Genomic DNA, 16,366 nt, shown 5'->3' on the forward strand with positions numbered 1-16,366 from the left:
TGAAGTGCGGGTACGTGGCAAGTTCGGGGCGGCCTTCGCGAACGCAGCGCTGGGCCACCTCGGCGGCTGCGGCCTTGGTGAAGGAGACCACGGCCCTGCCCTGACGCGGGGCGAGTGGGCGGTTTAGGTGGCGATCAATGATCGTTTGCGTCTTCCCGGCCCCGGGGCAGGCCTCGACACGGACGATGCGTCCTGGCTCACAAGGAAGGGCGACGAGAGCACTTTGGGCCGCGCGGGCAGCCTCGCGGAGCGACTCCAGGTCAAGCTCGGCGGGGAGGTAGGGCGCCGGGGAAGGAGAGGTGAGGGCTTCAGGCATGGTCATCGGGAAGTTCTTCGGTCACCCAGTTCAGTGCGTCAGTCAGGTAGTCGGGCACGGCGAAGGAGTTCCTTGTGAAGGGCTGTTCGGCCCCGGAGAGGAAGTCCTGGGCGAGATCGCCCTTGCGGATCTTCTTGGAGTCAAGGAGGAGGGAAATAGCCCGGGCCTGTTCGCTGGGGATGCCATCGCCGATGGCTTCCCAGTCGGCCTTCCAGGCCTTCGGGCGCTGTTTCTGCCACGCCTGAAGCAGCAGGTTCCGGTTGACTCCACTGGCTTTCAGGAGCTCAGATTCGAGCGTGAACTCGTTACTGAAGAGGCGGGCCGCGCGGCTGGAGCCGGAGCTCACGATCTGCTGCTCGATCTCGGAAATGCGGGTTTCGGCGAGCTGCTGTCGGTGATCTTTCCCGGCGTCGCCGTCGGTGATGACTGCCACACGACGTGCGATGCGTCTGCCCGTGTCGGGATCGGTGGCAAGGAGGAGCCGCATATAAGGAAGGAAGTCGACGCCATCAATGGGTATTAGCGCCGTTCCATGGAAGCGCTGGAGTCGCGCCGGGGAGTCGGCGAAGATCGTACGGGCGAAAGCAGGGAGGACGACTGACTCGGCGATGCCCTCGATGAGGAGGACGCGTTGCCCGAAGAGCATGACGTTGCGGGTAGCGTTGAGGTAGTTGCGGATCTTGTTCCGGTCGTAGTCGGGCAGGTTGAGCCGACACACGGAGACGGCGGTCGTCGTGTAGGACTGCCGAGAAGGATTAGGTGCCGCGTCTGCTGGCGAAGCGCTGGCTTCCTCGGTCTCCTGGCCGGGGCTGTTGGCCTGCCCTATTGTTTCGTCCTGCGGCTTCGGAGGCGCGGGCGCTTGGACCGTGCGGCGTTGTAGTACGACAACGTTGCTCGGGTCGACGGCCGTTGCGACATGTGGGGAATGCGTGGTGACGACTACCTGGATGCGGCCGAGCCATCCATGGGGGTCGACCTCCCGGACCTGGCTCTTCCGTGCCTCTTCGGCCAGATGGTCGAGGAGGATCGCCTGTAGCTGGGGATGAAGGTGAGCCTCGGGCTCCTCGACGAGGAGCAGTGTCAGATCGGCTTCCGCGGCCTTTTCCAGCTGAGTCAGCACCGTGGCCATGAACATCAAGTTGGCGTACCCGAGGCCGGACTCGGCGAGGTCGCGAGGATCGAGTCCCACCTGGGCCATCAGGAAGCGCAGGTTGCGGGCGATGGAGCTGAGGGTCGCGTCGGCGAAGCCGAGATCGGCCGTTTGGGAGTGCGCGCCCTCTGTCAGGCGCGTGAGCCGGCCCTGGACGGCTTCTACGGCGGCCTGAAGGGGCTTTTGGGCCGAGCGCAGTTGCTTGAAGGCACCGCCGACCTCGGAGAGAAATTCCTCCCGGCCGGCGTCATCCTTGAGCAGCCGTTCAAGGATGTGCTGGATACGGGCGCCACCGGCGGAACCAAGCTCGCGGCGGGCATCGCGCAGCGGGGGAAGGTAGACGTGGCGAATGCGATCACGGGCAGCGGGCTCCGGGTCGCGGTCGGCGGTGGTGCCGGTGCCTGCGGTCCAGGTGCGCTTGGCCATCCCGAAAGGTGTGCTGGGCGGGGCGATATTGAGGTGGTACCTGATCGCCTTCGGCGTATCGCCCGGCGCGGACGGTAGCGGCGGTTGCTGCCCGTCTGGATACGGCTTCTCCGGGTCGTCGGCGAAGGCCGAGGCGTAGAGGTGGAGATCGGCGGGGTTGCGGGAGAAGTAGCGGGCAGTCAGGTCGATGGATGTACGGCACTTCTGGTTGTGCCCTTCTGCGGTGCAGCCGTCGCGGTGGAGGTCGTCGAGGGAGGGGTGCAGGCTGCGTTCGCGCGGGTCGAGGGGCTGTGTGAGGTGGCGAAGTGCGTCCATGACGTTGGACTTGCCTGCGTTGTTCTCACCGAGCAGGACACTGACGCCTGGCTGGAACGAGATCTTCGTGTCGGCGGCGGTTCTGAATCCTTGAAGGTGGAGCTGGGACAGGTACACGGGGTTCTCCGGGCGCGGTGAAGGGTGGAGACGTGCTTGTGCCAGGTGGGGCTTGGCCGGAGGGGCCGGCCGGTTGCCGCGCGGGGGATGGCAACCGACCGGGGTGGGGCGAGGCTACTCGGTTATGGGGCCGGGTGGCGGGGGCCGTGGCCGGGGGGCGGGGTGAGGGGGGAGCGGTAGGTACCGGACCCGCCCTCGGTGAGCGGGGTCTCCAGAGTCAGGCCGGCTACGGCCATGCGGTCGTACTCGGCGAGGATCAGGTTCTTGGTGCGGAATTCGCCGTACTTCTCCTCGTCCTTGCGCTTGACGATCGGAAAGGTGTCGAGAATGTACAACACGTCGTCACGTTCGATGCCGTAGAGGTGAAAGAAGAAGGCGTCGAGTTCGACACGGATCGCCGCGCGACGCTCGGGATCCCAGTGGTAAGGCGCCCCGGAATCGCCCAAATCGTTGGCAAATGGAGACATCTCGTGTGAGTTGTAGACGAGTTCGGCAAGCCGAGGGCTGATGAACCTTCTGTGCGGCTGGAGATCACTGGGGGTTGGTACTGGGAGCTGCTTGATTAGGAAGAAACTTAGATGCATCCCGCCGATGCTTTGGCGGGCCAGGTAATCGAATACGAGAGATCCCCATGCTGCTCCCAGTAGATCGGCGTCGTCTGTGTAGGCGAGCATGATCTGGTGTCCTACCGCAGCCTTCGGAAGGAAAGCAGGGATCATAGTTCTTTCGTTGGTGGAACTGGTCACGTCGCGCCACCCAAGCATCCAGGCACGATTCCATCCCCTGTTGGAGAGCCGCGAGGAGACGCCGAGAAGGGTATTTTCCTCCGCTCCCTCTGTTTTGTTCCGGACGTCACCATCGGATGCCCAATGCATGGGTTCGGCCTGGCGATGGGGGTCCGCAAGGTCCATGAATCCGAGCCGATTCGGTTGGTTTTGACGCTTGACGGCAGATTCGCTTTTGATTACATCTGCGGCCCTGTGATTATAGAAATCCACCATCTTCGCTTCGTATACTGGGAGCATTTTCTTGCCGCTGAGGTGGAAAATATTTCCCTCCAGTGACCACTCGGTTCGCTGTAGCTCCTCTTTGCTGTGAAGGAGGTGAGACTCGTGGCTCACGTTGTAGAGTCCCTGTGAGAATTTCACATTCCAGGAATGCTTGGAGTTCCCTGCGTTTGGAGAGAGGATGGGGTGAGCTCGATAGACGGCAAGTGTAATCTCGGCATCGCGTCGAGTTTGGAAGGTTGGGCATGTGCCAGAGTTCGGATTGAGAAGGATAATCTCCTCGGGTGTCAGGTTGAACGTCTTGTCTGCGCTAGCGAGTTCCGATGGATCGTGCAGGAAAAAACCAAAGCGGGCCGCTGGAACTGGGTTCGTGCGGCCGGTCAGGGACAGCACGGCGAACTTCATGCGCGAGTCCACTGAGGGGAAGAGGCCTGAGCGATTCTCGAAGTCAAATAGTGCTGCCAGCGACCTCTTCGCCACTAGATCCTTGAAGAAGAACTGGGTGCGCGCATCTGTCGCGATACCGGTCGGAACAATTACACCTGTGCGTCCCTGTGTACTAGTCAGAACGCGGTCGTTCTCAGCGAAGAGCGCGTACAGGTTAAGGTTTCCCTGACCGGTCAGCGGATAGTGGCCTGAGGTGCGCAGGAAGTGACTCTCCGCGTTTACCTGTCGACGGGCTGCCTCGTAGTCGATGAACAGACCGGCTCGGTCTGGGTCTTTCCGCAGTGCTTCAATCATCTTCTTGCGCTCAGATACGCGATCTGCGTTTGCGATCTCCGGGACTCGCTGAGCGAAGAACTCTTGCTCGCGGAAGTCGACGCTGTCCCACGGCGGATTCCCCACCACCGCGTCGAACCCGCCGGCCCACCCCGTCCCCGGCTGGACACCGGCGCCCGACTCCGGGACCGCGAACACCTCGGGGAACTCCAGGTGCCAGTGGAAGAAGCGGTACTGCTCCCGCAGCTCCCGGATCTCGGCATGGGTGATGTCCGGCACCGCGGACTGGTTGCGGCTGCGCAATGCGCGGAACACCTGGTCCGTCGGGGCCTCGGGGGCGCCGTCGCGCTTGGGCCAGACGAAGGCGGCGCACCAGGCGTCGGCGGCGTGCAGGTCGTCGACGTAGGCACCCGACTCCGTGTGGGCACGGTAGGCGGACTCCTGCGCCCGCACCTGCTCCAGGAGGTCGGAGGGGGCCGCGGTGATGCGGGCGAGTGCGGCGGCGTAACGGTCGTTGCCGGGCAGAGTCTCCGTGTCGAAGAGCAGTTCGTCCTGGCCGCCGCGCTGGATCTTGTTGCGCTTGACGAGGCCAGCCGCGTACTTCTTGTCGTCGCCCTCGATCGGCTTGAAAGCGTCGTCCGGGACGCCGTCGGCCAGCAGCTTTGGCGTCGCGCCGATCAGGCCGTTGCCGTGCTTCACATGCGCGTCCAGGAACCCGAGGGCCTTGCCCGGTTCCATCGCCTCCAGCCAGAGCGATACCTTGGCCAGCTCCACGGCCATCGGGTTGAGGTCCACGCCGTAGACACACCGCGCGACGACCTCGTGCAGGGCGTGCCGCACCGCGTCGACCGTCGGCTCCGGGTTGCGCTCGCGTACCGATGCCACGCGCTTGGCGATGCGGCGGGCCGAGGCGACGAGGAAGTGGCCGGACCCACAAGCCGGGTCGCAGACCGTCAGGGAGAGCAGCTCCTCGACGATGTCGTCCGTCGGGTCGGGGCGGCCGGCCTCCGTGGCGTGCTGTTCACCGCGCTTGACCGCGTCGTCTATCACCGGGTCGAGCGTCGTGTCGAGCAGGCACTCGATGAGCGAGGACGGAGTGTAGTAACTTCCGGTCGTCTTACGGCTGTTGCCCGCCACCTCGATCAGCTCGAAGGAGCGGTCCGTGGCGGAGTGCTTGGGTTCCAGCTCCAGCAGGGACTCGTAGACCGAGCCCAGTTCCTCGGCGTCCAGGTGGCGGTAGTCGACCGGGCGCCAGCGGCGGGCGCCCGGGTCACGCATCTGGGCGAGGTGGCGGACTGCGGCGAGCAGCGACTCGTTGGACAGCTTCAGGCCGTCCAGCGGGGCATCGGCCGGCTTGGAGGAGAAGAGGCCACCGAGGCCGGGTAGGCCCAGTTCGGGGCGGCCACCCTCCTTGCCGAGGGCGTCGAGGACGATGCGCAGCGCCTCGTACTGGTCGCCGTGGGCGGTGCCCTGGCGGCGGCGGGCGCGCTCACGCAGCCGGGCCGAGGAGAAGTAGCGGTCGTACGCCCCCTGCTGCCGCTCGTCGGCCTTCGGGTCGAGCAGGGCTCCGCGGTCCTCGGCGACGAAGACGAACAGCAGGCGGTAGACCAGGCGCAGCAGGGCGTCCCGCAGCGCCTTCGGGTCGGTGTCCTCGCGCAGCCGGGTGTTGTCCGGGTGGCGTAGAAAGCCGGTGCCGAGGGCGGTGAGGGCGTTCTGCACCCCCAGGCGCAGCTGGTCCAGGGCGCGGGCGCCGGAGCTGACGGCCTCGGCGCGCCACTTCTCCAGCCAGCACCCCGAGGCCGCCGTCCCCTCCGGCTCCGCGAACCGGGACGCGTGCAGCACGCAGTACAGCAGCACGAACTCGCTGAACAGCTCGCCGTCGAAGATGGCTTCCAGGTCGAACTCGACGTACGCGGCGGTGGCGAAGGACGACGAGTCGCGCAGCAGGCGCACACAGCGGCCGTTGGTGAGGACCGCCCACAGGTGGGCCTCGGTGCGGTTGAGGCAGTCCTGGAGCATGGACTGCGGCGGTACCTGGCCGAAGGTCAGGCGCTTGTCGAGCTCCTGGTTCCAGGGGACCTGGTGGACGAGGGCCGAGCCGTGGCGGTGGGAGACCGGGAAGTGCTTGTCCGGGTCGGAGTCGGCCGGGATGCCCGCCGCGCTGACCTCCGTCAGCGCGCCGAAGTCCAGCTTGCGGAACAGCTGGGCGAGCCAGTCGGTGCCGGCCCGGCCGGTCGGGTCCGCGGCCGGTGCGCCGGTCGTGGGGTCGGCGGGCAGGGCGGTGCGCAGGTCGCGCCAGAGCGGCTTGAGGTACTCCCAGGCGCGCTCGGCCTCGTCGCGCACGGGGACCGAGGCGGGCAGACCGTAGTCGGCGGACCTGGTGCCCGGCAGGTTCCGTGCCTCGGCGATGCGCAGCAGCATGTCGGCGGGGAGCAGGCCGCCGACGGTGGTGACGGCGGTGAAGGCCAGGGCGGTGCGGGTGGCGGCGGACATCAGGCTTCGGCTCCGGACACGGTAGAGGCAGAGGCAGAAACAGCGGCTGCGGCGGGGGCGACGGGCGGCAGGTAGACGTACACGCCGAGGACGTCGGCAGGCTCCTGCGGGACGACCTTCAGGCCGCGGACGATCTCCTCGTTGGCCTTGCGCACCCGACGGTGTGAGGCGTCGAGTTCGGTGGCCAGGCTCGTGCCGTACTCGGTGAGGTGTCCGGCGAGGTCCGGCAGGCCGTCCAGGGCACGGGAGATGGCGTTGCGGGCGGACTGTTCGTGGGTGTTCGCCACGGCGCGGGCCGCGAGGAGGGCGGCGGCCGCGTCGTCGTCCAGCCAGCGGGCGCGCGACGGCATCCCCTCGTAGGCGAGCAGGCGGGCGTCCTCGGCGACCACCTGCCGTTCGCCGGTGCGGGACGGCAGGGTGAGGTGGAAGCGGTAGCGGACCAGCAGAAGCGTGGTGCGGGTGGTGACCGCGTCCGTGGTGACCACACCGCAGCGGCGCGCCGGGCGGGGGCCGATCGCCTTCACGTCCAGCGCCGAGTCCAGGACGTACGAGGCGATCGCGCCGATCGCCGGGTCGGTGCGGACCAGGGCGGCCTCGCCGCGGGCGATCGCTGGGGTGGTGCGGAAGGGGATCTCGCGGTTCTCCTCGACGAGCCGGTTGCCCAGGGTGGCGGCGAGCGCGTCCCGCAGGCCCGCCGGGGTGCCGCCGGCCTGGGCGGTGAAGTCACCGGTGCCCTCGCGCGGGTCGCGGATCAGTGCATCCAGGTCGCGCAAGGCCTCCAGGGCGAAGCCGCGGACCTCCTCCGCACCGCCGAGCGCGGCCCGTACGGCGGCAACCTCGCGGGCCACCTCCTCCGGGTGGATCGCGCGCTGGGCGTACTTGGAGCGGGAGGTCTTCTCCCGCTCGGCGGCCGAGGTCCACTCACGCTTGATGCGCTCGAAGGACTCCTGGTAGCCGTCCTCCATGTCGAACAGGCTCTCCTGGCTGCCCTGCCGTCCGTGCAGCAGCAGCCACTCCACCACTGCGTCGGTGACGCCGGACGCGGTCTCGTCGGGGACGGAGACGGAGATGCCCAGGTCCTTCTTGATCTGCCGGTGCTTCTTGAACAGCACCTCCAGGACCTTGCCGTCGATGCCGTTGTCCTCGCCGTACATGGTGATGACACGGACTTGGTCGCGCTTCTGGCCGTAGCGGTCGACGCGGCCCTCCCGCTGGTCGTGCCGGGTCGGGTTCCACGCCAGGTCGTAGTGGACGACCGCGTCGAAGTGGTGCTGGAGGTTGACGCCCTCGGACAGGCAGTCGGTGGCGATCAGTACGCGGCGCACGGCCGGGTCGCCGGCCTCTCCGGCCTCTGCGGCGAGCTGCTCGATGCGCTCCAGGCGCTGCTGCGGGGAGAGGGTGCCCGTCACGGCGGCGATCTCCGTCTTCTTGCCGAGCTTGCCCTCGAGCTGCTCGGCGAGATACGTGGCCGTCGGGATGTAGCGGCAGAAGACGATCGGGTGGTAGCCCTCGGCGATCAGGCCCTTCAGGTGCCGGGTGAGCGCCTTCAGCTTCGCGTCCTCGGCGGGTCCGACCAACTCCGCCGCCCGCGCGGCGAGTTCGAGCAGCCGGGCGCCCGCGTCCTCGGACTCGGCGGCGCCCGGTGCGACGTCCATGCCCTCCAGCCGGTCGTTGTCCGCGGAGTCGGCGGCCACCGAGGCACCCAGCAGGTCCGCCTCGTGCGCGGTACGGGCAACGGCGGACTCGGAGCGGGTCTTCAGCGTCTGCGCGGCGGCGGCCGGCGAGGACACCATCGAGCGCAGCAGCGCGATCACCGACCACCAGGCGATCCGGGCCTCACGCTTGCCCTGCTCCCCGGCCTCCGCGACGCGGTCCCGCGCGTAGGCGATGGCGTCGTCGAGCAGCGCCCGGTAGGCAGGCGTCAGCTTGTACGGCTCGTCCTTCGTCCAGCGGTCCGAGGGGAAGGCGGTCCGCTCGGCCAGTGAGTCGTCGGCGAGACCGTCCTCCTTGGTGAGGTAGTCGCGGACGTCGGCGCGCTTGCGTGCCACGAAGTGCTCGGCGAGCCTCGCCCGCCCCGCCGGGGATTCCAGGTCCAGGGTCGCCAGTTCGGGCCGCACCAGACCCAGCAGGTTGCGGAAGGCGGACTCCTTGCCGGAGTGCGGGGTCGCCGTCAGCAGCAGCAGATGGCGGTCGGCGTCGGCGGAGACCTTCCGCAGCAACTCGTAGCGGAGCTGGTTCGAAGCGGAGGACCCACTGCCCTGCGCGGCGTCGTCGGCGGCCACGCAGGAGTGCGCCTCGTCGACGATCACCAGGTCGGGGCAGTGCCGTACGAAGTCCTCACGGTGCCGGGTCGACTTGATGAAGTCCGTCGAGATGATCGTGAACGCGTGCTTGTCGAACAGGGACTGGCCCAGCTCCAGTCCGCGTTCCAGCCGCGACACCGTGGAGGCCAGGACCAGTTCGGCGTCGATGCCGAACTTCTCCCGCAGCTCGCCCTGCCACTGCTCGGCCAGCGACGGGGAGCACAGCACCGCCAGCCGGGAAGCCTCGCCCTGCGCAAGCAGTTCCCTGGCGATCAGCCCCGCCTCGATCGTCTTGCCGATGCCGACGTCGTCCGAGATCAGCAGCCGTACGGTGCGCTGCCGCAGCGCCATCAGCAGCGGCACCAGCTGGTAGGCCCGGGGTTCCACGGCGATCGACGCCAGGGAGCGGAACGGGCCGGCCCCCGAACGGAAGCCGATGCGCAGCGCCGTGCGCAGCAGACCGGCGGCCCGCTGGTCGCCCAGGTCGGCCGGGCTCGGCGGCGCGAACTCGGCCGGACGCACCTCCTCGAAGGAAGGGAAGACGGCCGCGATGTCGTCCTCGCTCCCACCCAGGGGGCGCAGCACCAGCATGTCGGGGGCGCTCTCGGGCAGTACCACCCATTCCCGGCCACGGGCGGCGACCAGCGAGCCGGCTGTGTACGTGAGGCTCATCAGATGTCTCAGTTCCTAGCGATCGAGAGGGGCGGGGGCGGTCAGCGCAGGTGGAAGTAGGCGGCCTGGTGGTCGGTGATGGCGTCCCAGTCCGCGTCCGTGGGGAAGCGCACGACGTCCCAGCCGGCGTCCTCCAGCCGGTAGCCGGCCTCCAGGTCGCGGGTCGCGTCGGCCGGGTGGCCGGGGACGTCGACGAACACGGCGAGGCTGGCACCGTCCAGGCGGAAGACGAGGTCGGGGCAGGCTCCCGCCTCGGGGACGAGGGACTTGACCTCGTCGGGGAGCCGGTAGCCCTTCGCCCTGAGCCAGCCGAGCAGATCGCCCCTGGTGACGAGAGCCGCCAGATCGGCCTCTAGCACGGTCGGCGAGGGTGCCGGGGTGCTCGTGGGAGTGGAGTCCACGGTGTGCGCGGCCGGGCTGTTCTGCTGCGCGGTGGTCCCGCTGTTCGCCGCCGGGGCCAGCCTGCGGAAGAGCTCGCTGCGGGACTCGCCCCGGCCCTCCCGCTCGGTGCGGGCGCCGGCCAGCCGCGCCAGCAGCGGCCGCGCACTGTGCCGGCTCAGCCTGCGATGGTGCGTCTGGTTGGCGTAGGTCAGCAGGCAGGCGTAGCAGCCGCGGGCACACTGCTCGTCGTCCGACGGTCCGCCCTCGTCCTCGCCGGTCACCGGGTCGAAGTGGCAGATCTCCATGGCGGTCCGGGCCGCCATGGAGAGGGCGTCCTTGTCGTGCTGGATCCGGCGCAGCACACCGGCGCCGCCCTCGGCCGCCTCGGTGAACAGCATGCGGCGGCGCGGGCCTTCGTCCGGCGGCAGCAGCTCCGCGGTCAGCTCGGAGTCCTCCAGCTCGAACGCCGCCTCGATGCCCCGCTCCAGCGCGTACAGGAACGACAGGGCCACCGGCTCGGGCTGCGGCTCGTCCAGGGTGACCACGAGGATGTTGCGGCGGTCCTCCACGTAGGGCAGGACACGCCGCTTGCGGCGCTTCTCGTTGCCGTCCTCGTCGACCACCGGCATGCCGGTGCCCTCGATGGCGTCCGCCGCGGCCCGGTCGTTGAGCCAGCGGCCGTCGCCGAGGTCGAGCCAGTAGCCGTCCGGCTCGCCCTCCTTGTCGCGGACCCGGCCGAGGTTGGTGATGCGGACCGTCGCCGAGTCGCCGTAGTCCAGGTCGAGGACCGGGGCGCCTTCGGTGTCGGTGACGTGGGAGGTGAGGCGCCCCTTACGGACGCCGTGGTCCTGGAACGCGTACGAGGTCTCCAGGCGGAAACCGGCCCGGCGGCGCTCCTCCTCGTCGGAGGAGATCCGCTCACGCGGGGTCGTGTACACGGTGTGCAGGTGGAGCAGGCCGGTGCGCTTGCCCGTCAGCTGCTCGTGGCACATCGTGCAGACGTCCGCGCCGACCTTGACGGCGTAGTGGTAACCGCAGCCGTCGCAGCGCCGCGCCTCCGCCGTCGCCAGGTCACCCGAAGCGTCCGGCGGCAACTGCACCCGGGTGACCTGGTAGCGGGCCCCCTCGTGGTAGATGAGCGCGCCGGGGCCGAACTCGCGGATCGCGAGGAACCGGGGGCGCTGCAGATAGTCGCCGTCGGCGTTGCGGCGGTTACCGGACCGCGGGATGTACGCGGCCAGCGGGAGCCGCGGGAAGCTGTAGCCCGGCAGGAACCCCTCGGACGCCAGATAGCGGTACGGGTTGAAGTCGCTCATCACCGACTTGCTGTCGGACGAGCGGTTCAGCAGCAGGTTCGTCTGGGTCTCCGCCTCGCGCCGGCGGGTGCGGGCCCGACCCTGCTCGCCGGGCGTCAGGGTGTGGTCGACGACCCGCTTGTTCTGCTCGTACTGGTCCATGACGGCCGCCCGGAACAGCTCCCGCCACCGGTCGAAGGACGCGTGGAACTCCTGCGGGGCCCGCTCGATCCGGTCCTCGATCCACTCGTCGTACCACCACGTGGTGGCCTCGAAGTCCGCGACGAGCGGGGCGAGTACGGTCCGGGCGGTCGCGATCGCGCGCCGGCGGGCGTCCTCGTCCAGGGACAGGTCGTGGATGTGGGGGAGGAGCGCCAGCGGCATGTGAGGATCAGGGCGGTCGCCGCCGTCGGGGTCGTAGGCGACGTCGACGACGTCCGGGATCGCCCTGCCCAGCTTCATCCCGGTCTCCGCCAGCCAGATGCCCTGGAGGTGGGAGCGGACCAGGTCCTCGTTGGCGAGGTCCAGACGCGGCGGGGCCACCTGCCCGGACACCATGTCCTGGGAGCGGCGGAAGTAGTACTGGTCGTGGCTGTTGCCCGTGGCGCAGTACGTGGTCACGAGTGCGGGCTGGCCGGAACGGCCCGCCCGGCCCGAACGCTGTGCGTAGTTCGCCGGGGTCGGCGGGACGTTGCGCATCATCACGGCGTTGAGCGAGGAGATGTCCACGCCCAGCTCCATCGTCGGCGAGCAGTACAACAGGGGCAGTTCGGCGGAGCGGAACTGGCGCTCGCGCTCCAGCCGGTCCTCGGGGGTGACCTGCGCGGTGTGCTCCCGGGCGAACAGGCCGGCCAGCTCGGCCGCCGCCGTCCGGTACAGGTCCCGGAAGAACGGGTTGACCCGCGGTCCCTCGCCGCGGTTGTACGTGCGGGCCAGCGGGTCTACCGCACCCCGCTCACCGTTCCCGGCCCGCCAGATCAGGGCGGCGGCCGACACCCGGTACCCCATGCGCTTCTGGGCCGCCCGGCGACGGTAGGCCGGGCCGGCGTGCTCAGGGGCCGCCTCCACCTCGCGCACCAGGTCCGCCTCGCGCAGCACCGTCAGCAGATCCTCGATGATGCCCTGGACGTCCTCCGGGGGAAGGTCGCGCAGTTCGGGCAGATTCCGCCGCAGATACTTGCCGAACTTGCCGCGGGCCGACAGGAACAGCGCGGAACGCTCCATACCCGGCCGTGACCCGTACGGGTAGGCGGTACCGACCGTGGGGCGGTCGCTCTCGCTCAGCACCCACGGCCCGCCGAGGCGCTCCTCGCTCGCCCGTTGCAGGGTGTCGAAGTCGTCGCGGAAGTACTGCACGTCGATGGCGAGGGCACGCCGCATGAAGTCGAGCAGCGTCCGGGCGATCTCCTCGCGCAGCGCGGGGTCCGCGTCACGGAGCGCCGCGTGGACGGACTCCCAGCGGTCCGGCTCGGCCGCGATCCAGCCCAGGTCCTCGTAATCGATCCGCAGCAGCCCCGTCTGCTCCAGGTTCGGCATCGTGATGCGCCAGCCGCGCTCCAGGTCGCGGTAGAGCCGGTACCCCACGACGTCACGGAAGGCCTTCGCCGCACGGCTCTCCATCGAGGGAGCCAGCTTGCTGTGCTTCGTGTTCGCCGCGTACTCCCGCGGCGACAGCCCCATCACGTCGGTCACGGCCTCCGCGAGGTAGTCATGGCGCAGCCCCTCCTCGCCGGCCCGGACCGCGGCCTGGTGAAGGGCGCCGCGCAACTGGGTCACCTGCGCGAAGTCGTTGAAGTGCCCGGCCTGGAGCGAGGCGTCCTGCCGGTTGTCGACGAAGGTGAGGAGCTTGCGCGCCTCCTTGCCCAGGCTCTCCTCCGGCACCGCCCGCAGGGACTTCACGATCGACGCGGAGATCAGGGAGGTCGCCGAGGAACGCCCTTCCTGGTCCAGGGTGGCGAGCTTGGCGAAGTCCCGGCCGCGGGTCTGCTCGTAGGAGACCTGGCAGTGCACGCAGAACAGGAATGGCGCCGGGACGAACGCCGCCACCAGCCCCTCGTCCGACTCGTTCCCGAAGGCGTCCACGACGACGCGCTTGGGCACCCGGGGCCGGTAGGACTTCTTGACGACGGTCACGCCCTGCGCGTCCCGTTCGAGCCACGACTCCGGCAACCGCCTATCGTCCACGGCCTTCTGCGGATCGGCGGGCCACTCGTAGTCCTCCCCGGGCATGCCCAGGTACAGGTAACCCTCGCCGTCGCGGCCCCCGGAGGCGGAGGTGTCCCGGCGCGGCTCGTACTGGAACGCTCCGCTCTCCTCGGAGCGCCAGACGGTCAGGTACTCCTGGCCGCACTCGCGGCAGAACGCCAGCGGGAACAGCGGCTTGCCGGCGCTGCCGGGCTGCTCCAGCTGGTAGGTGCGTGTAAGGGGGCGGGTGAGCGGATCCTCCAGCGTCGTGAAGACCGTGTCGCCCTTGGAGAGGAACTGGTGCAGCCGGAAGGCGAACAGCGGCCGTTCCGTCACCGGGTGCTTCGCCTGCGCACCCGCCTCCAGGGTGGTGCGGATCGCCTCGCGCACGCTCTCCTCGGCCACACCCGAGTCGGCGGCCAGCTCGGTGGCCGCGTCCTCAAGGGTGCCCGGAGCGCAGCGGCGGTACCTCCCCGTCTCCTCCTCGCGCTCCAGCCCGAACCGGGACTCCACCCAGCGGGCCAGCGTGTCCTTCGTCAACGCCTCATACGAGAGGGGGGCCGCCGGCACCCGCAGCCGCTCGGCGGGCACGGTCACCGGGGCCTCCTCGGTCGCCCGCACGAGGGTCTCGCCGATGATCCGCTTCGGCAGGACCGTCGTACCGAACAGCCGGCCGGCGACCTTGGCCACCTCGCGCCGCTGGTCCTCCCAGGAACCCTCGGTGGACATGGTCGCCGAGGTGCCGATGCACTGCAGGGTCGCCGAGGCCCGGCAGGCCTCACGGACCCGGCGGATCAGAAACGCCACGTCCGCGCCCTGCCTGCCGCGGTAGGTGTGCAACTCGTCGAAGACGAGGAACTGTAGCCCCTCGGCCATGCGGATCAGGCTGGACCTGTCGTCCGGCCGGGTCAGCATCAGCTCCAGCATCACGTAGTTCGTCAGCAGGATGTCCGGAGGGTTCCTGCGCAACTCCCGACGCTGTTCGTCGGACTCCTGGCCCGTGTAACGGGCGAAGGTGACCGGCTCGCCCCCCGCCCCGAAACCATGGCGCAGATACTTCTCCAGCTCCCCGAGCTGCGAGTTGGCCAGAGCGTTCATCGGGTAGACCACGATCGCGCGGACCCGCCCGCCCCCGTCGGGACCGGCTGCCTGACGTTCCTTCAGAACGCGGTCCACGATCGGGACGATGTACGCCAGGGACTTGCCGGAACCGGTGCCGGTGGTCAGGACGTAGGAGTCGCCCGCCTGCGCGGCCTCGATCGCCTGCCGCTGATGGAGGTGGAAGGTCAGCGGACGGCCGTCCGGGCGCCGCGAGTTCTCCTTCTTGCCCGCCTGGAAGATCTCCGCACACCTGGGGTGCAGCACGCCGTCCCGCACGAGGTCGGTGACCTGGCCGCCGTCGGCGAAGAAGGGATTCAGTGACAGCCACGGGTCGGGCCACTGCGACTTCGCCGCCAGGTCGTCGGCGACGAAGCCGTCGATCCGGGCGTCCCGGATCACCGTCGCACTTCTGGTGAAGTCCTCGTACTCGCTGATCAGATCGGCATGGATACCGAAGACGTCCATCGTCTCGGGCAGACGCGGCTCCCTGCGCGGCACGGGGGCCGGCGCGGCAGGGGCGCGCTCGGGGAGCAGGGAACGCAGGCGCACCACTGGGTCCATCACCCGCCAGTGCGGTGCCAGCAGGGCGGCGGTGTCGTCCAGCGCGAGCGCGAGCGGGACCAAGGCGTCGTGGACCTGGGCGGCGTTCTCGGGCCGCAGGTCGGCGTCCTTCTCCAGGAGACGGTCGACGAGCCGGACCAGTTCGGCGGGCAGGTCCGGGCGCACCAGGGCCAGCTGCGGCGGCAGCTCGTGCTGGTGCTGCTCGGAGAGCTCGAAGGGCGTCCTGGCGGAGAACGGCGGCCGCCCGATCAGCAGTTCGTACAGGATGCAGCCGAGCGCGTAGAGGTCGGCGAGGGCGGAGACGGGTTCGGCCCGGAACTGCTCAGGGGCCATGTAGCGGGCCGTGCCGACGCTGACGCCCGTGCTGGTCAGTCGCGTCTGGTCGGGATCGTCGACGATCGATCCCATGCCGAAGTCGAGGACCTTGACGGTGCCGTCGCGGGACAGCATCACATTGGCCGGCTTCAGATCGCGGTGGACGACCCCGGCCGTGTGCGCGGCGGCGAGACCGGCGGCGATCTGCGCCCCGACGGCGGCGACCCAGGAGACCGGGAGCTGGGGCTCCTCGTCGATGAGGTCCGCGAGCGGATGGCCGTCCAGCAGTTCCATGGCCAGGTAGGGCAGACCGCTGCCGCCCGGCGTCCCATCCACGCCGCCGTCGATCAGCAGGGTGAGGTTCGGGTGGCCCTGGGAGAGCATGCGCATGATCCGCACTTCGCGGCGGAAACGGTCGATCTCCTTGCCGGACCCCGAGGCGTCGACGGCGACTCCGGTCCGGCCGCGCAGCACGGTCTTGACCGCGACCTCGCGGTGTGGGGAGTCCGCGGCGGCCCGGAGGTCCTCGGCCCGGTGCACCTCGCCCATGTTCCCGCGCCCTATGATCCCCGTGATCCGGAACCGTCCGTCAACCGTTTCCAGGCCCACTTGCCCTCCCCGTTTCACCCGTCACGTGCAAGATGGGTACATCTTGCAGGGAGCGTACACCTTCGTCTCTCAAGGAGAATGGCGAATGCGTGTTTACGTTGTCAACGTGTTGCAGCTCCTGTGAACCCTTGAGTGGTCAAGGGCATCGCATGTCTGGTTCGCGGCAGAGCCGTCCGCTCGGCGTTCAAAGATCGCTGACTTGGTTGATTGACCTGCTGCCGAGATGCTGTTGGCACCGTGTGAGGCCCTGGACCCGGCCCCTGCGGCGACGCCGGAGGATGATGCGATGGCGGTGGCTCGGCATGGGTTGCCGCGGGAGCTCTCGAACAGGTCCCCGCTGGTGCTGTTCAGCTGACCGAGCGCTCCCTGAACTGGTCGAACTCGCAGAAACGCCAGGTGAT

At 69.1% G+C, this 16,366-nt stretch carries 4 protein-coding genes and 1 pseudogene; all 5 read right to left on the reverse strand.

Annotated elements, in window-relative coordinates; translation table 11 throughout:
• Window positions 1-37: 37 nt before the first annotated feature.
• Window positions 38-322: pseudogene (locus AB0N06_RS07620) on the reverse strand (UvrD-helicase domain-containing protein); the annotation flags it as partial.
• Window positions 309-2,324, reverse strand: a complete 2,016-nt coding sequence (locus AB0N06_RS07625) for an AAA family ATPase (protein WP_366133774.1) — start codon at window positions 2,322-2,324, stop codon at window positions 309-311. The gene AB0N06_RS07625 and the pseudogene AB0N06_RS07620, both read right to left, overlap by 14 nt.
• 122 nt (window positions 2,325-2,446) lie before the next feature.
• Window positions 2,447-6,544, reverse strand: coding sequence for a DNA methyltransferase (locus tag AB0N06_RS07630; protein WP_366133775.1), 4,098 nt, complete (start codon window positions 6,542-6,544; stop codon window positions 2,447-2,449).
• On the reverse strand, window positions 6,544-9,519 hold the full coding sequence (locus AB0N06_RS07635) for a DEAD/DEAH box helicase (protein WP_366133776.1): 2,976 nt from the start codon (window positions 9,517-9,519) through the stop codon (window positions 6,544-6,546). Before AB0N06_RS07635 ends, AB0N06_RS07630 begins: the two co-directional genes overlap by 1 nt.
• A gap of 41 nt (window positions 9,520-9,560) precedes the next feature.
• On the reverse strand, window positions 9,561-15,965 hold the full coding sequence (locus tag AB0N06_RS07640; RefSeq protein ID WP_366133777.1) for a protein kinase: 6,405 nt from the start codon (window positions 15,963-15,965) through the stop codon (window positions 9,561-9,563).
• Between the last annotated feature and the right edge of the window lie 401 nt (window positions 15,966-16,366).

Source organism: Streptomyces sp. NPDC051020 (assembly GCF_040683105.1).
In the GTDB taxonomy this organism is placed as follows: domain Bacteria; phylum Actinomycetota; class Actinomycetes; order Streptomycetales; family Streptomycetaceae; genus Streptomyces.

Excerpts from the sequence above, each read along its gene's own strand:
- AB0N06_RS07630 (WP_366133775.1), bottom strand. The coding sequence starts at position 6,544 with ATGTCCGCCGCCACCCGCACCGCCCTGGCCTTCACCGCCGTCACCACC.
- AB0N06_RS07635 (WP_366133776.1), bottom strand. The coding sequence starts at position 9,519 with ATGAGCCTCACGTACACAGCCGGCTCGCTGGTCGCCGCCCGTGGCCGG.